Annotated in this window: 22 protein-coding genes; 10 read left to right on the forward strand and 12 right to left on the reverse strand. The window is 53.5% G+C overall.

Annotation, left to right across the window (positions count from 1 at the left end):
* Positions 1 to 69 precede the first annotated feature (69 nt).
* The 6 genes from P3339_RS22010 to proC all read right to left on the reverse strand — a co-directional run bounded on the left by P3339_RS22010 (position 70) and on the right by proC (position 6,190).
* Entirely contained in the window at positions 70 to 522 is a 453-nt protein-coding gene (locus P3339_RS22010) for a DUF4426 domain-containing protein (RefSeq protein ID WP_020413670.1), read from the reverse strand.
* Between the two features lie 141 nt (positions 523 to 663).
* On the reverse strand, positions 664 to 1,254 hold the full coding sequence (gene metW, locus P3339_RS22015) for a methionine biosynthesis protein MetW (protein WP_020413671.1): 591 nt from the start codon (positions 1,252 to 1,254) through the stop codon (positions 664 to 666).
* Positions 1,244 to 2,449 (reverse strand): homoserine O-succinyltransferase MetX, encoded by a 1,206-nt coding sequence (gene metX / locus P3339_RS22020; protein ID WP_020413672.1) that lies wholly within the window; start codon positions 2,447 to 2,449, stop codon positions 1,244 to 1,246. Before metX ends, metW begins: the two co-directional genes overlap by 11 nt.
* Before the next feature lie 115 nt (positions 2,450 to 2,564).
* Positions 2,565 to 4,532, reverse strand: coding sequence for a dynamin family protein (locus tag P3339_RS22025; protein ID WP_020413673.1), 1,968 nt, complete (start codon positions 4,530 to 4,532; stop codon positions 2,565 to 2,567).
* A gap of 151 nt (positions 4,533 to 4,683) precedes the next feature.
* Positions 4,684 to 5,292, reverse strand: a complete 609-nt coding sequence (locus P3339_RS22030; RefSeq protein ID WP_020413674.1) for a YggT family protein — start codon at positions 5,290 to 5,292, stop codon at positions 4,684 to 4,686.
* A 64-nt stretch (positions 5,293 to 5,356) separates the two neighbouring features.
* Entirely contained in the window at positions 5,357 to 6,190 is an 834-nt protein-coding gene (proC, locus tag P3339_RS22035; protein WP_040628952.1) for a pyrroline-5-carboxylate reductase, read from the reverse strand.
* 140 nt (positions 6,191 to 6,330) lie between these two features.
* On the opposite strand from proC, the gene P3339_RS22040 reads away from it, so the two are divergent.
* Entirely contained in the window at positions 6,331 to 8,334 is a 2,004-nt protein-coding gene (locus P3339_RS22040; RefSeq protein ID WP_282951901.1) for a S9 family peptidase, read from the forward strand.
* A 126-nt stretch (positions 8,335 to 8,460) separates the two neighbouring features.
* On the opposite strand, the gene P3339_RS22045 is transcribed toward P3339_RS22040, so the two are convergent.
* Positions 8,461 to 8,685: a hypothetical protein gene (locus P3339_RS22045; protein ID WP_020413677.1), complete on the reverse strand. Its 225-nt coding sequence runs from the start codon at positions 8,683 to 8,685 to the stop codon at positions 8,461 to 8,463.
* A gap of 39 nt (positions 8,686 to 8,724) precedes the next feature.
* The gene (locus tag P3339_RS22050; RefSeq protein ID WP_282951902.1) at positions 8,725 to 9,429 is read right to left on the reverse strand and encodes a YggS family pyridoxal phosphate-dependent enzyme; all 705 of its coding nucleotides are present in this window, start codon (positions 9,427 to 9,429) and stop codon (positions 8,725 to 8,727) included.
* A gap of 69 nt (positions 9,430 to 9,498) precedes the next feature.
* Here P3339_RS22050 and P3339_RS22055 point away from each other — a divergent pair, with 69 nt between their 5' ends.
* The 4 genes from P3339_RS22055 to P3339_RS22070 all read left to right on the forward strand — a co-directional run bounded on the left by P3339_RS22055 (position 9,499) and on the right by P3339_RS22070 (position 13,281).
* Positions 9,499 to 10,533 (forward strand): type IV pilus twitching motility protein PilT, encoded by a 1,035-nt coding sequence (locus tag P3339_RS22055; protein ID WP_020413679.1) that lies wholly within the window; start codon positions 9,499 to 9,501, stop codon positions 10,531 to 10,533.
* A 67-nt stretch (positions 10,534 to 10,600) separates the two neighbouring features.
* Positions 10,601 to 11,752, forward strand: coding sequence for a PilT/PilU family type 4a pilus ATPase (locus P3339_RS22060; RefSeq protein ID WP_020413680.1), 1,152 nt, complete (start codon positions 10,601 to 10,603; stop codon positions 11,750 to 11,752).
* Between the two features lie 162 nt (positions 11,753 to 11,914).
* Positions 11,915 to 12,670 (forward strand): SDR family oxidoreductase, encoded by a 756-nt coding sequence (locus P3339_RS22065; RefSeq protein ID WP_282951903.1) that lies wholly within the window; start codon positions 11,915 to 11,917, stop codon positions 12,668 to 12,670.
* Positions 12,671 to 12,681: 11 nt separating this feature from the next.
* Positions 12,682 to 13,281: a LysE family translocator gene (locus P3339_RS22070; protein ID WP_020413682.1), complete on the forward strand. Its 600-nt coding sequence runs from the start codon at positions 12,682 to 12,684 to the stop codon at positions 13,279 to 13,281.
* Positions 13,282 to 13,292: 11 nt separating this feature from the next.
* Here P3339_RS22070 and P3339_RS22075 read toward each other — a convergent pair whose 3' ends face one another.
* Together P3339_RS22075 and P3339_RS22080 are read right to left on the reverse strand one after the other, a co-directional pair.
* Complete coding sequence (locus P3339_RS22075; RefSeq protein ID WP_282951904.1) at positions 13,293 to 14,039, reverse strand: LytR/AlgR family response regulator transcription factor; 747 nt, start codon at positions 14,037 to 14,039, stop codon at positions 13,293 to 13,295.
* Entirely contained in the window at positions 14,036 to 15,193 is a 1,158-nt protein-coding gene (locus tag P3339_RS22080; protein WP_282951905.1) for a sensor histidine kinase, read from the reverse strand. Before P3339_RS22080 ends, P3339_RS22075 begins: the two co-directional genes overlap by 4 nt.
* Positions 15,194 to 15,283: 90 nt before the next feature.
* Here P3339_RS22080 and argH point away from each other — a divergent pair, with 90 nt between their 5' ends.
* Positions 15,284 to 16,708, forward strand: a complete 1,425-nt coding sequence (gene argH / locus P3339_RS22085; protein WP_282951906.1) for an argininosuccinate lyase — start codon at positions 15,284 to 15,286, stop codon at positions 16,706 to 16,708.
* Between the two features lie 57 nt (positions 16,709 to 16,765).
* On the opposite strand, the gene cyaY is transcribed toward argH, so the two are convergent.
* Positions 16,766 to 17,092, reverse strand: coding sequence for an iron donor protein CyaY (gene cyaY / locus P3339_RS22090; RefSeq protein ID WP_282951907.1), 327 nt, complete (start codon positions 17,090 to 17,092; stop codon positions 16,766 to 16,768).
* A gap of 106 nt (positions 17,093 to 17,198) precedes the next feature.
* On the opposite strand from cyaY, the gene lptM reads away from it, so the two are divergent.
* The 4 genes from lptM (at position 17,199) to P3339_RS22110 (ending at position 20,649) form a co-directional block, all read left to right on the forward strand.
* A complete protein-coding gene (gene lptM, locus P3339_RS22095) occupies positions 17,199 to 17,474 on the forward strand; it encodes an LPS translocon maturation chaperone LptM (protein WP_020413687.1) in 276 nt (91 codons plus the stop codon).
* Positions 17,471 to 18,724, forward strand: coding sequence for a diaminopimelate decarboxylase (lysA, locus tag P3339_RS22100; RefSeq protein WP_282951908.1), 1,254 nt, complete (start codon positions 17,471 to 17,473; stop codon positions 18,722 to 18,724). Before lptM ends, lysA begins: the two co-directional genes overlap by 4 nt.
* Before the next feature lie 228 nt (positions 18,725 to 18,952).
* Positions 18,953 to 19,783: a diaminopimelate epimerase gene (gene dapF, locus P3339_RS22105; protein WP_020413689.1), complete on the forward strand. Its 831-nt coding sequence runs from the start codon at positions 18,953 to 18,955 to the stop codon at positions 19,781 to 19,783.
* A gap of 128 nt (positions 19,784 to 19,911) precedes the next feature.
* A complete protein-coding gene (locus tag P3339_RS22110) occupies positions 19,912 to 20,649 on the forward strand; it encodes a DUF484 family protein (RefSeq protein WP_282951909.1) in 738 nt (245 codons plus the stop codon).
* Positions 20,650 to 20,731: 82 nt separating this feature from the next.
* Here the strand turns inward: P3339_RS22110 and P3339_RS22115 are convergent, their stop codons facing one another.
* The gene (locus tag P3339_RS22115; RefSeq protein ID WP_282951910.1) at positions 20,732 to 20,956 is read right to left on the reverse strand and encodes a hypothetical protein; all 225 of its coding nucleotides are present in this window, start codon (positions 20,954 to 20,956) and stop codon (positions 20,732 to 20,734) included.
* Positions 20,957 to 21,048: the final 92 nt, after the last annotated feature.

A 21,048-nucleotide genomic window follows, 5' to 3' on the forward strand; every position in this document is an offset into this window, starting at 1 on the left:
CCCGCATCGATTCTCAATCAAATGAAAGGTGCGCCACCGCGTCTAGATACAAACAAAACGCTGAAGCGGTTAAGGCCTTTCCAGTTTGCGGCGGAAAGTAATCCTCTCCTTTTTACCATTGGGTAAGGTGACATCCACATTGAAGGTAAGGGTCTCTTCATTCTCAAAGCGCAACGGCGCCAAGTAGTAAACCGCATTGCCGTCGCGGATCTCTTTAAACTTCAATGGGCGCGATTGCTGGATCAGATTGGTTGCATTGCCGGTCAGCTCTGCACCAAGGCCCCGGGTACCACCATCTTTCTTTACCACCGAGACATTGACATAAGCGCGGTCCCTGGCTCGCGCCAGCTGATACTTCTGGGCGATATCAGGCTGGATAAAGTCGCTGTTGAACACAGAATAAACTACCCGGTAGTCACCAAAATCCTCATAGTTCTTTATGATACGGGCCTCTTGCGCAACGGCACCGGCGGTCATAAAAAGCAGGGCCAGAGTGGCGGCTGCGGCAAGGATGCGTTTCACGCTTCACCTCCAATTGTTATGAGCACCACCTATTGAGTTGGCGGGCGCTGGACTGCGACGGCGGGCCACTATCTGTGCGCCACCCACCAAAAGCTGCGATCTGCCCCGAACCAAGGACAAAAACTTGGCGCAAATATTAGTTTAGCGAGTTAGGTGATATATCGCTGTCTCACCAAATAAATTTGGTAAAAAGTCTTTGAAAGTCACACCAATTTTCGACTCGGATACTACCTGGCGGTGTAAAATAGTCCAGTCGTTCTGTTTGCACAGCACTTCAAAGTCACGGAAAGTACAAAAGTGAATATTGGGCGTGTCGTACCACTCAAAAGGTAATAGATCCGAAACTGGCATTCGTCCGGAAAACGCCAGGTGCCAGCGTGCCCTCCACTGCCCGAAATTGGGGAAAGTGATAATACAGTCGCGCCCCACCCGTAACATCTCCCGTACAACCTCGTGCGGATGCCTCAGGGTCTGCAGAGCCTGTGTCATGACCACTGCGTCGAAACTACCGTCAGCAAAGTTACCGAGCCCCGTATCCAGGTTCTGCTCAACTACATTAACGCCACGCTCCACACACAATTCTATTTGTTCCGGGTCAATCTCCAAGCCATAGCCAATAACATTCTTATTTTTCCCCAGCTGCTCCAGCAGTGCACCGTCACCGCAGCCCAGGTCCAGAACACGACTATTGGGCGCTATCCAGTCCTGGATAACATCGAGATCAATACGCATAGCGCCCCTCCTCTATTATCTCAGCGGCCACTCGTTGCATATATGCGCGGAAGATCCCCTCATAGCGTTCGTTTGGCAGCAGGAATGCATCATGCCCCATAGCGGACTCAATTTCGGCATAGCTTACCGAAACGTTAGCGTGCATCAGAGCATTGACGATCTCCCGAGAGCGATCGGGGGCAAAACGCCAATCGGAGGTGAAGGCAACCAACAGGAAGCGACAACTGGCATTGGCAAATGCCGCCACCGGATCATCTTTGTACTCCCGCGCAAGATCAAAATAATCCAGCGCACGGGTCATCAGGATGTAGGTATTGGGGTCAAAGCTGCTGGAGAAGCTATCGCCCTGATAGCGCAGGTAACTCTGGATTTGGAATTCCACCTCCTCATCAGAACCCGGCTGAAAACTGCCAGTGCGCAATTCGCGCCCAAATTTATTGGCCAGTCCATCATCGGAAAGATAAGTAATGTGACCGATCATACGCGCCACAGCCAGACCACGCCGCGGTAATTTCTCCCTCTCAAGGTAACGCCCACCACAGAAGTCCGGGTCAGAGGTAATAGCCTGACGTGCAGTTTCATTAAAAGCGATGTTCTGGGCTGAGAGTTTCATAGCTGAAGCAATCACCACACAATGGCGCAGTCGCTCTGGGTACTCCAATGCCCAGCGCATAGCCTGCATTCCACCCAGGCTGCCACCGATGACCGCTGCCCACTGCTCAATACCCAATAGATCCGCCAAACGCGCTTGGCTGTGAACCCAATCACGTACTCTCATTGGGGGAAAATCCGGTCCCCAGGGCTTGCCTGTGGTCGGGTTGATAGAAACCGGGCCGGTAGAACCGTGGCAACCACCCAGGTTATTCAGGGAGACCACAAAGAATTTGCTGGTATCAATAGGCTTACCAGGGCCAATGTAGTGGTCCCACCAGCCCGCCCGCTTGTCATCAGGGCTGTGCCTACCAGCAGCGTGGTGATGGCCTGATAGGGCATGGCAAATCAAAATCGCATTGCTTCTATCAGTGTTTAGTGTTCCGTAAGTCTCGTAGACCAGGGTGTAGCCTTGTAATACACGCCCACAGGCAAGCTGTAATGGCTCAGTAAATTCTTGTTTCTTGGGCGTAACAAGGCCTACTGAGTCCGCATCAGCGGTATTCTGGCACTCTCTGGAAGCGGTGGGGTTTTCCGTAGACAAAGTGTTTATATCTGTCGGGTTATTTGGCGGTTGGCAAATGCTGATGCCTCAAGTGTACGGGAGCGCCGCGACTTATGACAATCACTGTAACCGCCAATTAAGCCTCCACTCCAACTCAACTCGAGAGGGAGGCCTTCAGTGGTGTGACATTATGAGCCCGAGGTGCAGGAGCCAACGGCTGCGGTGCAGAGCTGCTATGGCGCAGCAATTCTTCAAGTGCCGTCAACGCACGATCGTTGCGCAGTACTTCATCTTCAAGCGTGCGCAGATCGGTGCGCCTACTGCGGGTCTTCTGCTTCAACTCGGTAAGCTTAATCAGGTGGCGATTGAGCAGGTGTTTCTGGTACTGAACATGTTGTTTCAACGGCTCAAGGGCCTGCTCCAGCCAGCTTTCCGCAGCAACTCCCATTTGGTTGTAGAGGCGCCCCACCTCACTGGCAAGGGTGGTTATAAATCGCTCACTAAGGCGATTGCGTCGAGCAAGCAATAACTGTGGAGAGCGGCGCAGCTGGGCCGCCTGACGATGTAAACCACGCAGGGTGGCACGGAATTTCCGGACGGTGAAATACTGCTCGACGCTGTCGACCTTCTTCAGGCTGGAACGCTCAAAAACCGCATCGAGTAACCGATTTGCCTGGTCTACCTCCCGCTCCAGGTTGGCGAGTTGGTGATCGACACCTTCCATGAAAGTGTCGATAGCCTTAGCCAGCCCCATAGGTGTCCAACTTTTGTGCAGCGCTTTGCTGGTGTCATCAATCAGTTGCTGCAGCTGCTGAGTGGAAATTGGCGCCAAAAGAGACGTACTCTGCCGCATCAACATGCGCTGGCTGGACTTTAGAGTAAGCAGTTCGTGGTGGCAGAGCTTGTGCTGCTCCTTCACGGTCTGCTGCAGCTGGCCCAGTTCTGCCAACTGCTCCTCGGTGCTGGCACTATTGCGCTGTAAGTGTACCAATGCGGCACGGCCGCTATTAAGGCGGCGCTTGAGGAGATCGCGGGTGTCCGCCATCAGCGTAAGGGCCTGGTGCAATGAGCGATGCTCTGCCACTTTTTGGCGGTGCTCCAACAGGCGCTGCACCAGCAGCTTTTCAAAATCGCCAAACCGGCTGTTACGCAACAAGTTCAGATCCTGCTGCTGGCGCGCAAGTAATGCCATTTTCGCCGAGACACCAGCAACGCTTTCCTGTGGTACAGACAACAGTTTTGCCACCTGGGCACTCATACGCCGAAGTAGCAGTTCCGCGTCCTCATCGGGATCATCCCAAAGTACATCGACCTTATTCAACAGCGCCATCACTGCAGTGCCGCGGTGATCGCGCAGCGGAGCCAGGTGGGTCTCCCACATATTCATATCGGTGCCACTGACGCCGGCATCCGCGGCCAATAGAAAGGCCACAGCCTGGGCGCTGGGCAGTGTACTCAATGTCAGTTCCGGCTCGTTGCCGAGAGCGTTGAGCCCCGGCGTATCGATAATACGCAACCCCTGGTCAAGCAGAGGATGTGGCAGACAGATCAATGCATAACGCCAGGCGGGGATCTCTACCAAGTTGCCTTTATCATCCAAGTGGCGACGATCAAAGCCGTAACGCGCAGCTTCTTCAGGCAACACTGATTTGGTCGCAGCCACCTTCAATAACGCCGTGCGAGTAGCCTCGGGATCATTGGCATCGAACTCGTGGGTAATCCACTTCTGCGGAATCCGGCGAAAACTCTCCAGGCTGGTATTGGTAGCGAGGGTCTCTATAGGCAACAGTCGCAGACTGGCACGCTCGCTGCCATCACTGAAAATTTCCGTAGGGCACATTGTGGTGCGGCCAGGTTTAGATGGCAGCAGCCTCTGGCTGTAGGTCTGTGATAGCAGAGCATTAATCAGCTCGGTCTTGCCACGGGAAAACTCACCGACCAATACAAGGGTAAATTGATCATCGGTGAGTAAAGCACGTGCCTGCTGGACAACCTGGCAAGCACCGGCTGAGTTTGGGAAATGTTGCTGTAACCACTGGTTGAACTGGGCAAACTGGCGGTCCAGGTTTTTCTTCCAACGGTCGTAATCGGAGATGTGCTGGCGAAGGAGTGCGTCTTCCATTTCACGGTGTTCTTGTTATCTATACCCTGCAGACAAGACCCCAACACTCCGAATGCGAGTATTGGGATGGTCAACCTTAAGTATAAGAGTCTAACACCGCGCCAAATGCGATCCAGTGCGCGCGCCGCAAGAAAACTTGCGACATCACCACTTAAAATCCGGGGATATGCCAGAAAAGGCTGTAGACGAAAGCTGGCATATTTGCCATTTGTGCAAAACCAAACAGCAATTTGTCTGCCACTGTCAGCAGGATAAACACGAAGATCGGGCTGATATCAATCACCCCCAAAGGCGGTATCAGGCGGCGTATCGGCGCACAAAATGGTTCGAGCAACTGACGTAACAACATCAAAGCAGGGTGGCCACTATGGGGCGCGATCCAACTGAACACGATCGAAATCAACATTCCTACAAAAACAACCGCAATCACCGTCGCTACACAGCCGATCAGAGACCAAAGCAGTGCACTCAAAGGATTAAATAGGCCATAGCCGGCGAACAGGCCACAAACCAAAATCATCACCAACCCCACCAGAAGTGCCAAAACCAGCGAGGCCATGTCCACACCGAGAAACCCCGGCACCACCTTGCGCAGTGGTAATAACAGCGGATTGGTAATTTTCACGATGCCCTGGGAAATTGGATTGTAAAAATCTGCGCGGGCCAACTGAAGCAAAAAGCGCATCAAAACCACAAACAGGAACAGGATACCGAGGGTTGCCACCAGGAAGACCCCGATATTGCTGAAGGTATTTGCCATCGAAAAGTTCCAAAAATTTGAGTGAATTACAGCGCTCCATACGCCGCTTTTAATTTGTTTTTACCTAGCGGTCCAGCTCCCTGGCCATTTCTGCAGCGCGCTCGGCACAATCACGCATTGCATCCGCTACCAGCTGGGGAAGGCCGCCCTGCTCAAAGCGCTGTACCGCACGCTCTGTGGTACCGCCCGGCGACATTACGTTACGCTTCAATTGGGCCACATCCACATCGCTGACCATGGCCAGTTTGGCGGCGCCCAGGGCAGTTTGCAACACGAGGCGCTCCGCATCAGCACGGGCAAAGCCACTGGCAGATGATGCATCAATCATGGCTTCCATAAATTGAAAAAAGTATGCTGGGGCAGATCCTGCAACGGCGATAATCTGATCAATTCCCTCCTCTTGCTCCACCCACAGGGAAATACCCACTGCATTGACGATACGCTCGGTAATAGCGCGGTGTTCTGCGGTCACCGCCGCATCGGCGTAAAGACCAGTGACCCCTGCCTGAACCAACGCTGGAGTATTTGGCATAGCACGCACAATTGGCAGGTGCTCACCTAGCCAGCGTTGATAGGCAGCCAGGGGTATACCGGCAGCCAGAGTAATCACCAGGGGATTGCGTCTAGTCAGATGCGGACGCAGATCCATGCACAAATCGCGCATGACCTGGGGTTTAACTGACAGCACGATAACATCGGCTTCATCAATTGCAGCGATGTTATCATCGTGCGCGACAACGCCATGGCGTTTGGCAAACGACTCCAACTTGAGAGGATCGCGCCCAGTAGCAACAACCTTTTCCGTCGGATAGCCAGCCGCGAGCAGGCCGCCGATCACCGCTCCAGCCATATTGCCGGCGCCGCCGATAAAAACGATTTTGGGATTTTTTACAGTCACTCGGATTACCTCGGCGAGCACTCGGCTCAGCTGCTGTGAATTTCAGTCGCTATTTTCCCCAGCGGGGATTTCGTTAATATGTGGTCACTCAATTCCAATAACAAGAGAAACGCGCCTCACGCGTTGCCAAGGAGAATGATATGCATAAATGGCGCTCTTTAGTGACCGCCGCACTGCTTTGCGCGACGGGCGCTGCCGGTGCGGTAGAAACTCGTACCGAAAACAACGGCCAACTGATATTGCAGGACATTCCACAGGTACCCCAGAGCATCATTGATGAACTGAACCGCTATCAAAATGTACGATCAGCCAGCTTCCGCGGCTGGGATATAGATGGCAACGGAATGTATGTCAGCACCCGCTTTGGCGAGGTGAATCAATTACACAAAGTAGATCGCGCCGGTGGCGCCCGCCGCCAGTTGACCTTCTTCGAAGAGCCTATCGGCAGTGTCGCCACACGTCCGGATCACGAGCAACTGGCATTCACTATGGATGCTGGCGGGAATGAATATACACAAATATTTCTATTTGATACGCACAATGGCCAGAGTGAGATGATCACTGATGGCGAATCCCGAAACGGCGCTATCCTCTGGAATAAGCAAGGCTCCGCCATGGCCTATCAGAGTACTCGCCGCGACGGTAAAGCCAATGATATCTGGCTCACCACTTTTGACGGAGCTAAGAAAGAAGACCGCCTGATTCTGAAATCAACAGATGGCAGTTGGTGGGGGCCAGGCGGCTTCTCACAATCCGGTAGCCAACTGCTCGTGTTGCAGTATGTTTCCTCCACTCGATCCAAAGTCCACCTGCTGGATCTAGATAGCGGAGAACTGAAACTGCTCGCCGGGGATGACGATGTAGACTCCCGCAATTTTCCCGTTGGCTTTAGCCACGACGACCGCTCTGCATTCCTGATGAGTGATAAAGGGGGAGAATTCACCCAGCTGATTCGCAAAGACTTAGCCAGTGGTGATGAAAAAGTCATTACCGCTGATATCCCCTGGGACATCAACGATTTTGTTCTCAGTGAAGACGGTCGTCGCGGTGCCTTCGTGGCTAACGAGGGGGGTATGTCCTCACTCTATCTCTATAACCCGCGCAATGACCGCTATCGCAAGATCAATTCCCTCCCGATTGGCGTTATCGGCGGCATCGAGTTCAATCCTCGAGGCGATAGGCTGGCGATGTCCCTGAATACCCCAAAAACCCCTACAGATACTTTCGTTTTAGAGCTGGGCCGTCGTCCACTCTCCAGTGGTGACCTCAACCGCTGGACATTCAGCGAAGTCGGCGGCCTCGACACCGAGCAATTTGTCGAACCCCAGCTGGTGCACTATCCAACTTTCGACAAGGTAGATGGCAAGCATCGGGAAATTCCAGCTTTCATGTACAAACCACGCAACACTAAAGGCCCGGTGCCAGTCATTATTTCCATTCATGGCGGACCCGAGGGACAGTATCGCCCGCTGTTCTCCAGCACCTATCAAATGTGGTTGGAGGAGCTTGGGGCCGCAGTAATTGCTCCCAACGTACGCGGTTCTGCCGGCTACGGTAAAAGCTACCTGGCCATGGACAACGGGTATAAGCGCGAGGATTCGGTGAAAGACATCGGTGCCCTACTGGACTGGATCGCCACCCAACCAGACTTGGATGCCGAGCGGGTTGCTGTCTTCGGCGGTAGCTATGGCGGCTATATGGTGCTGGCCAGTAGTGTCTACTACTCAAACCGCCTGAAAGCTGCTGTAGATATTGTCGGCATCTCTAATTTTGTCACTTTCCTCACCAACACCAAGAGCTACCGTCGAGACTTGCGCCGGGTAGAGTATGGTGACGAACGCGATCCGAAGATGCGGGCCTTCCTGGAAAAAATCAGCCCCAACAATAATGTGGAGAAAATCCAGGTGCCGATGTTTGTGGTACAGGGACAAAATGATCCTCGAGTACCTGTTACAGAAGCCGAGCAGATCGTGGACGCCCTGCGTGAAAACGGCAACCGGGTTTGGTATATGAACGCATTAAACGAAGGACACGGTTATCGCAAAAAGGAGAATAGCGATGCCTTTACTCAAGCTACGGCATTGTTCTTTGCAGAACATTTGCTCGGCGAAGAGCGGAAAAAGAAACTGGCGCTGAAAAATTAATACGAACCCTCTAACGAAAACGGCCCTTTGGGCCGTTTTCATATCAATTCTACTAGCACCTTTTTAATCACTGCCAAATAGGGACGCCTCTATTATCGCAAGGAGATTTAAGGCAATTGTCACCAGCTACAACCATTGTCGGCTCTCCGGCCACAGCGATCGGGTTACCGTATTACTAAGGAAGTCGGTAATCATTGACATCTTCGGGAAGTAAAATGAGAGAAGGCAAATAAATGCTAGCCACTCAAGTGCCAACCAAGTGGTCCACAAGTTCTGCGCCATTGATAAAGCCATTACAGCACACAGGGTTAATCCCAGTAATACCACCTCGAGATTCCCTGATTTCGTCATTCCATTTCCCTAACAGTTTTGGGTAAAACACAGCCCCATTTACGCAGAATAATTACGAGCGCCAAAAATATCTGTGCCGATGCGCACAATGGTGGCGCCACAGGAAATCGCTGCCTCCATATCCCCGGACATTCCCATCGACAGGGTATCCATGGTTTCGTTAGGAAATTCTTCACGTAAGTGCTGCAACAAGCTGGCTAGCCTGGCAAAGGGCTCTTGTTGAGCGGTAATACCCTGTCGCTCAGCGGGAATCGTCATCAACCCGCGTAAACGAAGCCCAGGTAGTTTCACCACTTCACGCGCCAGAGCCACCAAATCCTGTGGAGCTATGCCAGACTTGCTCTGCTCGCCATCGATATTCACTTGCAGGCAGATATTGAGAGGGCCCATGTTTTTGGGGCGCTGCGATGAAAGACGCTGGGCAATTTTCAGCCGGTCGACTGTATGCATCCATTGGAACCTCTCGGCAACCGCACGGCTTTTGTTCGACTGCAACGGCCCAATGAAATGCCAGTGAATATCGAGATCAGAAAGGGCATCCTGTTTTTCCAGGGCTTCCTGCAAATAGTTTTCGCCAAAGTGGCGCTGGCCAGCCGCGTAGGCGACTCGCAAATCTTGTGGGGGTCGCGTTTTGGAAACCGCCAGCAGAGTGATTTCTGCCGGGTTGCGATCGCAGTTGTTGCAGCATGTCACAATCCGCTCACCTACTGCATTCAGGTTTTCGACGATTGTCTCTTTGCGCATATACTGGGGCCCTTACCGAAATAAGTGGCGATTTTACCTGAGCCCAAACAAGAACCATAAGGTAGCAGTATGGATATCACTGAACTCCTCGCCTTCAGCGCCAAGCAAAACGCCTCGGATTTGCACCTCTCCGCCGGTCTGCCACCGATGATTCGTGTGGACGGCGACGTGCGCCGCATCAACCTGCCAGCCATGGAGCACAAGCAGGTGCACGGCCTGATCTACGAGATCATGAATGATAAGCAGCGCAAGGATTATGAAGAGCTGCTGGAAACCGACTTCTCCTTTGAAGTACCTGGCGTGGCCCGTTTCCGTGTGAATGCCTTTAATCACAACCGTGGGGCCGGCGCTGTATTCCGGACTATTCCCTCCAAGGTACTGACCATGGAAGACCTGGGGATGGGCCAGGTCTTTAAACAGATCTCCGATACCCCGCGTGGCCTGGTGTTGGTGACTGGGCCTACCGGTTCCGGTAAGTCCACCACGCTGGCCGCGATGATGGATTACATCAACGACAACAAGTACGAACATATCCTCACCATCGAAGACCCAATTGAATTCGTACACGAGTCAAAAAAGTGTCTGGTAAACCAGCGCGAGGTACATAGGGATACACACGGCTTCGCCGAAGCTCTGCGCTCTGCATTACGTGAAGACCCGGACATTATTCTCGTGGGTGAGATGCGGGACCTGGAAACCATCCGACTGGCACTAACCGCCGCAGAAACCGGTCACCTGGTGTTCGGTACCCTGCACACCACCTCTGCAGCAAAAACCATTGACCGGGTTGTAGACGTCTTTCCTGCGCAGGAGAAAGCGATGGTTCGCTCAATGCTGTCGGAGTCACTACAGGCGGTAATCTCCCAAACCCTCCTGAAGAAAAATGGCGGAGGCCGTGTCGCCGCTCACGAGATTATGCGCGGCACCCCGGCAATCCGTAATTTGATCCGCGAGGACAAAATCGCGCAGATGTACTCGGCTATCCAGACTGGCGCCAGTGTCGGTATGCAGACCATGGACCAGTGCCTTGAGGATCTGGTGGCACGCCGTATCGTCAGCCGCGAAGTCGCGCGAGAAAAAGCCAAAATGCCGGAAAACTTCTAAGCGTTACAGCGCACCGGGGGCTCGCTGCAGGGCCCCTCAAAGTCAAAAATAAACGCGGTAAACACCCATGGAAATTGAAAGACTCCTACAACTGGTTGTAGAGAAAGGTGCATCGGACCTGTTTATCACCGCAGGCATACCACCCTCGATCAAACTGCACGGACGTGTTGTACCCTGCAGCAGTACCTCGCTCACACCAGAGAAAGCACGCGAACTGGTGGTGGGCACCATGAATGAGAAGCAGCGACGCGAATTCGCTGAACAAAAGGAACTGAACTACGCCATTGCCGTACGCAACGTAGGTCGCTTCCGGGTCTCGGCATTTTTCCAGCGCAACCTGGTGGGCATGGTGCTGCGTCGTATCGAAACGAAGATTCCCACGATTGACGGGCTTGGCCTGCCGGATGTACTCAAAGAGCTGGCGATGACCAAGCGTGGCCTGATTATTTTTGTAGGTGCAACCGGCACTGGTAAGTCTACCTCCCTTGCCTCGATGATTGGCCACCGCAATGAGAACTCCAAAGGCCATATCATCACTATTGAGGACCCGATTGAATTTATTCACCAGCATCGCGGCTGTATCGTAACCCAGCGTGAAGTTGGCCTGGATACAGAGTCCTTCGAAGTGGCCCTGAAAAATACCCTGCGTCAGGCACCGGACGTCATTCTGATTGGTGAGGTACGCTCCCGCGAGACAATGGACCACGCCATTGCCTTTGCCGAAACCGGCCATCTGTGTCTCTGTACCCTGCATGCCAACAACGCCAACCAAGCCCTGGACCGTATCATTCACTTCTTCCCGGCAGACCGCCACCAACAGTTGTTTATGGACCTGTCGCTGAACCTGAAAGCGATGGTGGCACAGCAACTGGTGCCAACACCTGACGGCGATGGCCGCCGGGCCTGCCTGGAGGTTATGATCAATACCCCGCTGATGTCGGACCTGATCCGCAAGGGCGAGGTACACAAAATGAAAGAATTGATGAAGCGTTCCGGCGAACAGGGTATGCAGACCTTCGACCAGGCCCTGTATGAACTCTACGACCGCGGCGAGATTACCTACGAGGATGCCCTCGCCCACGCTGACTCCTCCAACGACTTGCGCTTGATGATCAAACTCAAGTCCGAGTCCGATGCGGAATATTTGAATAGTGCCGCTGGCGAATTAAGCCTGCAAAATGATTCGGAATACGGCGATGGTGGCCCTCAACTGTATTAAAATTAAAGCCCATTAAGCCCGATCTCATCCAGGGGCACTGACAGCGCTGCCGTCAGTGCCTCCTCCGTATTTTTCAGATACCCTCCCTCATTCTTTAACAACAAAAAAATCAAAGGTACCCCTATTTATTCCCAATAGTTCCCCCTTTTCAGGAGTTGCAAAGTGCCCCTTAAAAATAATATTGCCTTAGTCACCGGCGGAAGCCGTGGGATCGGTGCCGCAACGGCACGATTACTTGCCCAGCATGGATACCATATCGCCATCAGTTATCGGGAGAGAAAAGACTCGGCCGAAAGCCTGCTGAATGAACTCAAGGCCTTAGGTACTAAAGCAATCGCCGTACGCGCTGATATTTCATCAGAAGCCGATATCACCCACTTATTTAATGAAGTAGACCGGCAACTCGGCCCCCTTCAATACCTGGTGAACAATGCCGCGACACTCAAACCCCAAATGCGCGTTGAAAAAATGGAAGCGGAGCGAATTAACCAGGTACTTCGAACGAATGTTACTGGCACCCTACTTTGCTGCCGCGAAGCCATAAGAAGAATGTCGACCAAACAGGGGGGCAGCGGTGGTGCCATCGTCAATATTTCTTCTGCTGCCAGCCGCTGGGGCTCACCCAACGAATATATTGACTATGCAGCGAGTAAAGGGGCAGTAGACACCTTGACCATCGGGCTAAGCCAGGAACTTGCCAGCGAGGGAATCAGGGTAAATGGAGTACGGCCAGGTTTGATCTATACAGAGATGCATGCTGCTGGCGGAGAACCAGATCGGGTGGAGCGGCTAAAATCTACGACCCCTCTAAAACGAGGGGGACTGCCAGAAGAAGTGGCCTCTGCGATAGCTTGGCTTTTAAGCAATGAATCGTCGTTTACCACTGGCTCATTTATTGATGTCGCAGGTGGGAAATAGGGCAAGAGTTTATGTTAGAAGCATTATCTTCACTGATTGCAGCCACAGGCCTGTTACTCGGCTCTCCCGGCCCCGCACCACTCGCTCTGGCAGCTTCAGGAGCAACCTTTGGAGTGAGGCAAAGTACCGGTTTCCTTATCGGTATCCTGCTTGGGTTATGCGTAGCCATTGTCGGTGCCACTGCCGGTGTAGCCGCCCTGCTTTCTGCCTGGCCCGAGGCTCGTTTGACAGTGCAGATATGTGGAGCACTTTACATTGGCTACATCGCATTCAAAATTGCCACGGCACCGGTACTGGTTCAGGAACAGTCGGCAGCAGCCCAACCGCCATCCCTTTTGGATGGGTTTATTTTTAATCTGCTCAATCCAAAAGCCTACGCCGCTTTTTTTGCGATCTTTTCCCAGTTTCTACTGCCTATCGAAGAGAGCGGTTTCAGCTATCTTGCCACAGGATTGGTCTGCTTGATTGTCGCTGCTGTAGTGGATTTTATCTGGCTATACCTTGGGGGCAGCCTGCGGCCAGTTTTCCACAAACCAAAACAAGCGAGAGTAATCAGAGTGAGCTTTGCTCTATTGATGGTAGCTGCAGTATTGTTTGTTTTTCTGCGTTAAAAACTGAATACTCAGCATATCTCCGTAATTAGTGCTTTTACAGAGGGCAGCATGCGTCGGCTTACCAGCGGCGCCTCTGCTACACCATCCAACTCCACCCGATAATTTCCACCCTCCCTGCGCAAACCGGCGATATATTCCACAGCGACCAGGGCGCTGCGGTGTACGCGCACAAAGCGATCGCCGAACTCACTCTCCAACTCCTTAAGGGACTCATCCAAAATTGTTTCGCCGGCAAGATGGTGAGCTACCACATATTTACTATCGGCAACCAGGCAACGGATCGTATCCACTTCCAGTAATTCCACTCCCCGGCGGCTGACAGCTTTGATGCGGCTTCGATGATCGGGTGCTTCTGATCCCTGCTCTTCCAGCATTTTTTGTTGGGGTTTGCTGAGGCGCTGTACCTTTGTAATAGCCTGGCGCAACAGCTCTAAAGTGACCGGTTTTAACAAGTAGCCCACTGCTGAAGTTGCGAATGCCGGCAAGGCAAATTCATCGTGGGCAGTGCAAAAAATAACTGCCGGTGGGCATTCGCGAACAGATAACTGTTGTGCCAATTCCAAACCACTGCCACCGGGCATTTCGATATCTAGCAATACAAGGTCCGGATCGAGTATCTGCACCTGCACTAGTGCGGTTTCAATATCGGCTGCCTCACCGATCACTGTGCAGTTATCGATCGCGGCCAATTGCCGCTGTAGGCGCGCACGGGCCAGGGGTTCATCGTCGACAATCAGGACTCGCAGCTGGGTCACTCCATCACCTCGGCTTTTCTAGTGGTAGATACAGCGGCCTTTGTCTCCCGCAGAGCCGCCTCCCGGGGAAACAAGGGTAGCTGCAGGGCCACTCTGTAGTGTCCATCCTCCCGACAGGCGGTAAACATAAAGCGATTGCCGTAATAAGCGGACAGGCGTTGGCGGATATTTTCCATCGCCATGCCATTATTTTCCCGGGAGGTGTGCACAGTTTCCTGGGGCAAGGGGTTTTCGATAGCAATCCTGAGAACACCACTTTCAACTTCAACTCGTACGTTGATTTCCCCACCTTCACGCAATTTAGCCACGCCGTGTAACACCGCATTTTCAAGCAGGGGCTGTAGCAACATACTGGGTAACTGGATGTCATTCAGTCCTTCACCCAATTGCCATTCTTGTCTCAGGCGATCCCCCAGACGCAATGCCTCGATCTCCAGGTAGCGCTGCGCCAGCAAAATCTCCTGCCGTAAAGGCACCAGTTTTGGATCGGCTAGGCTGGCCCTGAACAGAGCACACAAATCCTCTACCAGTCGTTCGGCACGATCTGGGTCCACAGCGATCAGGCTGGCCAAGCTATTCATACTATTAAACAGAAAGTGGGGACGGATACGGGATTGCAACGCCTCAATACGTGCGCCGAGCTCCGCTTGTTGCTGGTTATATAACTGCTGCTGCAAATAGGCGTAGCGCAAAACCACCCCAGAGCAAATGGCCCCCAGCAAGCAATCACTGGCCAGGCCCCACCAATCGAAATCAGCCTGTAACAGCAGTACGCGCAGATAGCGCTGTATTCCCATCACGCTTATCAATACCGCCAGCACCGCTATAAAGCTGATAGCACCGGCGCGCTTGTGCGAGAGCTTGGCCAAAAGGGGGCGCAGGCGGCAGAGTACAGCTGCAGAGGGCAATATCACCCACTGGATAACCAGGGAGATCAACCCCAGGCGCTGCCAGCTGAATTCTCGCAACCCATCCAGCGCCAATACCAGCACCAGGGCCAACAGTTCTCCCATCAGCACCAGTGCTGCCAGGGAAGTGACGCTGCACAAATCCGGCAGGAAAGGCAAAATACCAGGAAGCGCAGAATCCTTGTTATCAGTATCAGTTTTTCGAATTTTCTGCGATATAATGCCTGCCGGCCTGGAGTTTGACATGCAATTGTTATTCTTGACTGTCCCTAACGTTTAAAGCGCAAGATACCACCAAGCTCCCCGGCCTTTCACCTCACTGCAGCCAGGAAAACCATGAGCAACGAAAAAGCCCCCACCGATTCCGCCAATAACCCGGCCGCCAAACTCTGGGGAGGCCGCTTCAGTGAAGCCACTGATGCCTTCGTAGAGAGGTTCACCGCCTCAGTCACCTTTGACCAACGCATGGCATTGGAGGATATCCAAGGCTCTCTCGCCCATGCCCAGATGCTCTCTGAGGTAGGGGTATTGAGTGCAGATGAATATCAAAAGATCGCCCATGGCCTGAAGGAAATAGCAGAGGAAATTAAGGCAGGGGAGTTCCCGTGGTCAGTGCAGCTGGAAGATGTGCACATGAATATCGAGGCGCGCCTGACTGAGCGCATCGGTGCCACCGGTAAAAAACTGCACACTGGCCGCTCCCGCAACGATCAGGTAGCAACGGATATTCGCCTATGGCTGCGGGGGCGCATCGATAGGATTGCAGGCGAGCTAACCCGCTTGCAAACCGGCCTGGTAGCGCTGGCGGAACGCGAAGCGGGCACTATTATGCCGGGCTTTACTCACCTACAGAGCGCTCAACCGGTGACTTTTGGCCACCACCTACTGGCCTGGAACGCCATGCTTACCCGGGACTATGAGCGCTTGATGGACTGCCGCAAGCGAGTCAACCGCTCTCCCCTGGGTGCAGCCGCACTGGCCGGCACCAGTTACCCTATTGATCGCGCACGCACTGCTGAATTACTCGGTTTTGATGCCCCGACCGAAAACTCTCTGGATTCCGTCAGCGACCGGGATTTCGCCATTGAATTCTGCGCTTTCGCCGCGCTGCTGCTCACTCACCTTTCCCGAGCGAGCGAGGAGCTGGTCCTTTGGACTTCGAGCCAGTTCGATTTTATTGATCTACCGGATCGCTTTTGCACCGGCTCCTCCATCATGCCACAGAAGAAAAATCCGGATGTGCCTGAGCTGGTACGCGGTAAAACCGGCCGTGTAAACGGGCACCTAGTCGCCTTACTGACTCTGATGAAAAGTCAACCGCTGGCATATAACAAGGACAACCAGGAGGATAAAGAACCGCTGTTTGACGCCGCCGACACCGCTCTGGATTGCCTGCGCGCGTTTGCAGATATGATACCGGCTCTCAAGGCGAAAAAAGACAATATGCTGGAGGCGGCCGCCAAGGGCTTTTCCACCGCGACGGACTTGGCGGATTACCTTGTACGCAAAGGTGTTGCCTTCCGTGATGCCCATGAGATCGTCGGTCAATCAGTATCCTTTGCCATTGAACAAAACAAGGACCTGGCTGAACTAAGCCTGGAGCAACTACAACAATTTTCTGCTGAAATCAGCGAGGATGTATTTGAAGTGCTCACCCTTGAGGGCTCGGTGGCCGCCCGTGACCATATCGGTGGTACCGCACCCAATCAGGTACGTGCGGCCTGTGCGCGCGCACGTGAAGCAATCAAACAGCGCTGTTAGTGGATTTGAAGTTAAAGCCCGGCTTTCCGGGCTTTCTAAAAAGCCAAATTACTGCGGTTAGGGCCCCAGCCCCAAGCTGACCTCTTCGCCCTGCTGCTCACTCAGCACACGATCAAGCAGAGTGGTCAGATCCTCCCCGGTAGTGCCGCATTTCCAGCCGGGGTTTTCAAAGGCCAGGTGATAACCGCCGGATTTAGCTGCCACCCACAATTCGCGACTGGCCGACTGGCGAGAGAGAATCACCTGGCTTCCATTATCCTCCAGCGTAAGAGTTAAAACCGACCCACTACGCTCGTAATCGATGTCCCAATCACACTCATCCAGGGCATCCTCTATCGCCATCAGGCTTCGCTCAATGGCCGCTTCGTATTCCGCTTGGCTCATCTTTTGTTACTTCTGTTACCGTCTACTGTGATGAATTTATTCGGCCGCTATACTATCAGGCTTTTGCCGAACACCGCTTCGAAAGCCCGAGCGCAGGATGTCACCCATGCCGAAAAAAATACTTCTCCCACTCCTCACGCTGCTAGGTGCCTCCGCACTGATAGCAGGCTGTGGCCAGAAGGGCCCGCTGTACTTACCTCAGGCACCGGCAGAGCCCGCGCCGAGTATTACTACTGGTCCGCCCAATACGGCGCCTACCAGCAGCACTGCAGTGGAGCCCAGTGGACCAGCCATTGAACCGGCCGGTGAAGCTGTGCCTGAACCATTAGGAGAAGAGCCGCTGTATGAAGAATACCCAGAGGAGCAAGAAACTGAGAAATGAGTGAATTCAGTTATCGCAACGGCAGCCTTTGGGCTGAAGACGTCTCCCTCGAGCAGGTTGCCGAGCAATTCGGCACTCCCACCTATGTATACAGCCGCGCTCATTTTGAGCGGCAATACCGGGCCTATGCCGATGCCCTGGGCAACCATCCCGGCCTGATCTGCTACGCGGTCAAGGCTAACAGCAATCTTGGCATACTCTCATTACTGGCTCAGCTGGGGTCAGGCTTCGATATCGTCTCTGGCGGTGAGCTGGAGCGTGTATTACTGGCAGGCGGTGATCCCTCACAGATAGTCTTTTCCGGTGTGGGCAAAACTGCCAATGAGATGCGCCGCGCGCTGGAAGTGGGTGTGCACTGCTTCAATATCGAATCTGAAGCTGAATTGCTGCGCCTGGAGCAGGTAGCTGCCGAATGCGAAACCGTCGCCCCAATTTCCCTGCGCGTAAATCCGGATGTCGACGCGCAAACTCACCCCTATATCTCCACCGGTCTCAAGGAAAACAAATTCGGCATCGCTATTGATTGTGCCCTGAAAGTCTATCTAGATGCAGCCAAGTCCCCCCACTTGAAAATAATTGGTGTGGACTGCCATATCGGCTCTCAGCTCACTGAAGTCGCACCTTTCCTCGATGCCCTGGATCGACTCCTGGTTTTGGTAGATGACCTCGCCGATAAAGGCATCCAATTAGAGCATTTGGACCTGGGCGGCGGCCTGGGCGTGCGCTATCGAGGTGAAGAGCCCCCACCGGTGGCGGATTACCTCGAGGCAGTACTTAAGCGCATTGGCGATCGCAATCTCGGCTTGGTCCTTGAACCAGGGCGTTCAATCGCCGCCAATGGCGGTGTGCTTCTGACCCGCATTGACTATCTAAAGCGCACGCAGGAGCACAATTTCGCCATCGTTGACGCGGCAATGAACGATAATCTGCGTCCGGCCCTGTACCAGGCCTGGCAGGATATAGTGCCGGTGACCCCCGATCACGGGGAAAACGCCATGTGGGATATCGTCGGGCCAGTATGCGAAACCGGTGATTTCCTCGGCAAAAACCGGGCCCTGACTCTACGACAGGGTCAGCTGCTAGCCATGCTCTCTACCGGTGCCTACGGATTTACCATGAGTTCCAACTACAATAGCCGGCCACGGGCAGCGGAAGTGCTGGTCGACGGTAGCAACACCTACCAGGTAAGGGCGCGGGAAAGCTTTAGCGACCTGGTGCGGGGAGAAACCCCGGTACCGGAGAAAGCCTGATCCTTTGTGGCGAAATAGATGTCAAAATAAAGATTTTAGTGCCACCATCTCTGGGGGCTACGCGAACACCCCACAGACAGGCTGTTCGATACTTATAAAATCTCGACATATTGGTAATGCCAATCGATGGTGACCAGGTGGACCAGGAAACACCTGTGTCGCCACGGCATATTCGAGCCTGAGAGGCATCCATATCCGTCAGGTACACAAAATCATTAGAGAAATGGAATGCGCGTTAAATTCAGCAAGATGCATGGGCTTGGCAACGATTTTGTGATGCTCGATGGCATCAGTCAAAGAATCAAACTATCCCCCGACAAAATTCGTCGAATTGCCGACCGCTGCCTGGGCATTGGTTGCGATCAGGTTTTACTGGTGGAATCTCCCCGCGACCCCGATGCAGACTTCCGCTACCGAATATTCAACGCCGATGGCAGTGAAGTGGAAAATTGCGGAAATGGCGCGCGTTGCTTCGCCCGATTTGTGCGCGACCGCCGCCTCACCGGCAAGAAGCGTTTAAAAGTCGAAACGGCCGGTGGCATTCTGCAACTTAAAGTCATGGATGGCGACCAAGTAAGCGTCAATATGGGCGCACCAGTGCTGGAGCCGGAACAAATCCCCTTCAGTGCCGATCGCTACGCTGACAGTTACCCCATTGATGTCCTTGACGAGACATATACCATCGGTGCCGTATCTATGGGCAATCCCCACGCGGTACTGCTGGTTGAGGATGTACAGCAAGCCCCAGTTGACCAGTTGGGACCGCTAATTGAAGCTCACCCGCGCTTCCCACAAAAGGTCAACGTGGGCTTTCTACAAATCGACTCCCGTGACGAAGCGCAACTGCGTGTGTTTGAACGAGGGGTGGGAGAAACTCGTGCCTGCGGCACTGGTGCTTGCGCGGCAATGGTTTATGCCCACCAGCGCGGGCTTGTGGATGAAAAGGTTGAAATTCACCTTCCCGGTGGCAAGCTGACAATTCACTGGAGTGGGCCAGGCCAGCCGGTTACTATGACCGGGCCCGCAACAACAGTTTTCCACGGGCAAATCATTATTTGAATAATTTTGCGGGCAAGATGGCGGCTATCCGACCTCCCGGGGAACTCTGTAGTACCTTTCGATAGTGGGTCCTTACCCACTGGGACTGTCATTTCACCCAAAACCCGCGCCAATAATGTAAATGGACCATGATGGAACAGACAGACGCCAATCAGAGCTCTGAAGAGATTGTCGCCGGCAGTCACAAGGAAACACAGCGGGATGACAAGCTTCTAGCTCGGCAGGTGGCTCGCTACCTGATGCAAAACCCCGAATTCTTTGTCGACCGGATGGACCTACTCGAAACCATCAAGCTACCGCGGGAAAATGGGAAGACCGTGTCTCTGATGACACATCAAACCAACCTCTTGCGAGAGCGCAATATTGAAATGCGCCAGCGCTTGGACCAACTACTGCACAATGCCCGTGACAACGACCAACTCTTCTTTAACAGCCGCCGCCTGATCCTAGCCCTTCTTGAAGCTCAGGACATCGGCGAAGCAACAGACGCTCTCTATTCCAGCTTTGCTAATGATTTCAATGTGGAATTCACCAACCTGACCCTATTTGGGCCACTACCCAGTACCCGCAGCCTGGGACAGGTACAAACCAGCTCACTCGCAGGTGCAGAAACGGCAATTGGAGGAATTTTGCGTAATGGTCGCCCAGTATGTGGTGCCTTACGCCCCGGCGAGAAAGAATTCCTTTTTGGTGAAAGCTGGCAGGATGTCGCTTCCGCGGCGGTGGTTCCCTTAGGTAACCAGTTGGGCGTGCTCGCCGTTGGCTCTTCTGACCCTCAGTACTATCGATCAAGCCTCGGCACCCTGTTTCTTTCCTACATTGGCGAAGTATTAGAGCGCCTGCTGCCCAGTCTGATGGGGCGCTGAAACGGCACCTTCCAAAGCCCGGGAGGATCTTTAAAAAGGAATTGCCGCCATCCTCACTGCAGGGGCGGCAATCCCTCAGGCGCTAAATAGGGCGACTGCCGTATTTAGGCTGCGGTTTACGCGGGGGATCGGCAGTAACTTCCGGGTCAATTTCACTAATTGCCCCGCCGCTGGCGAGAAATTCCTCCACATCCGTGCTCAACTGGCTTCTGGCACGTTCACGGGAGGTAATAGAGCGTTCTTCGGCAAATTCCTCAGACTCTTTGCTGCGGGAGCTCTTGCCTTGATCTTCATAACCATCTTTCATAGCAAAACCCTGTAACCCTTACTCCTGTTACAGAGGGAGTACCTCTGTGCCGCCCCTTCCCGCGGCGAGAATGAAACCGAAAGCCACAATCT

Source organism: Microbulbifer sp. MLAF003 (assembly GCF_030012965.1).
GTDB lineage: Bacteria > Pseudomonadota > Gammaproteobacteria > Pseudomonadales > Cellvibrionaceae > Microbulbifer > Microbulbifer variabilis.

What these genes read in the sequence shown, in the direction of transcription:
- metW (WP_020413671.1), bottom strand. Translation starts at nt 1,254, where the DNA reads ATGCGTATTGATCTCGATGTTATCCAGGACTGGATAGCGCCCAATAGT.
- P3339_RS22025 (WP_020413673.1), bottom strand. Translation starts at nt 4,532, where the DNA reads ATGGAAGACGCACTCCTTCGCCAGCACATCTCCGATTACGACCGTTGG.
- P3339_RS22030 (WP_020413674.1), bottom strand. Translation starts at nt 5,292, where the DNA reads ATGGCAAATACCTTCAGCAATATCGGGGTCTTCCTGGTGGCAACCCTC.
- P3339_RS22040 (WP_282951901.1), top strand. Translation starts at nt 6,331, where the DNA reads ATGCATAAATGGCGCTCTTTAGTGACCGCCGCACTGCTTTGCGCGACG.
- P3339_RS22045 (WP_020413677.1), bottom strand. Translation starts at nt 8,685, where the DNA reads ATGACGAAATCAGGGAATCTCGAGGTGGTATTACTGGGATTAACCCTG.
- P3339_RS22050 (WP_282951902.1), bottom strand. Translation starts at nt 9,429, where the DNA reads ATGCGCAAAGAGACAATCGTCGAAAACCTGAATGCAGTAGGTGAGCGG.
- P3339_RS22055 (WP_020413679.1), top strand. Translation starts at nt 9,499, where the DNA reads ATGGATATCACTGAACTCCTCGCCTTCAGCGCCAAGCAAAACGCCTCG.
- P3339_RS22060 (WP_020413680.1), top strand. Translation starts at nt 10,601, where the DNA reads ATGGAAATTGAAAGACTCCTACAACTGGTTGTAGAGAAAGGTGCATCG.
- P3339_RS22070 (WP_020413682.1), top strand. Translation starts at nt 12,682, where the DNA reads ATGTTAGAAGCATTATCTTCACTGATTGCAGCCACAGGCCTGTTACTC.
- P3339_RS22080 (WP_282951905.1), bottom strand. Translation starts at nt 15,193, where the DNA reads ATGTCAAACTCCAGGCCGGCAGGCATTATATCGCAGAAAATTCGAAAA.
- argH (WP_282951906.1), top strand. Translation starts at nt 15,284, where the DNA reads ATGAGCAACGAAAAAGCCCCCACCGATTCCGCCAATAACCCGGCCGCC.
- cyaY (WP_282951907.1), bottom strand. Translation starts at nt 17,092, where the DNA reads ATGAGCCAAGCGGAATACGAAGCGGCCATTGAGCGAAGCCTGATGGCG.
- lptM (WP_020413687.1), top strand. Translation starts at nt 17,199, where the DNA reads ATGCCGAAAAAAATACTTCTCCCACTCCTCACGCTGCTAGGTGCCTCC.
- lysA (WP_282951908.1), top strand. Translation starts at nt 17,471, where the DNA reads ATGAGTGAATTCAGTTATCGCAACGGCAGCCTTTGGGCTGAAGACGTC.
- dapF (WP_020413689.1), top strand. Translation starts at nt 18,953, where the DNA reads ATGCGCGTTAAATTCAGCAAGATGCATGGGCTTGGCAACGATTTTGTG.
- P3339_RS22110 (WP_282951909.1), top strand. Translation starts at nt 19,912, where the DNA reads ATGATGGAACAGACAGACGCCAATCAGAGCTCTGAAGAGATTGTCGCC.
- P3339_RS22115 (WP_282951910.1), bottom strand. Translation starts at nt 20,956, where the DNA reads ATGAAAGATGGTTATGAAGATCAAGGCAAGAGCTCCCGCAGCAAAGAG.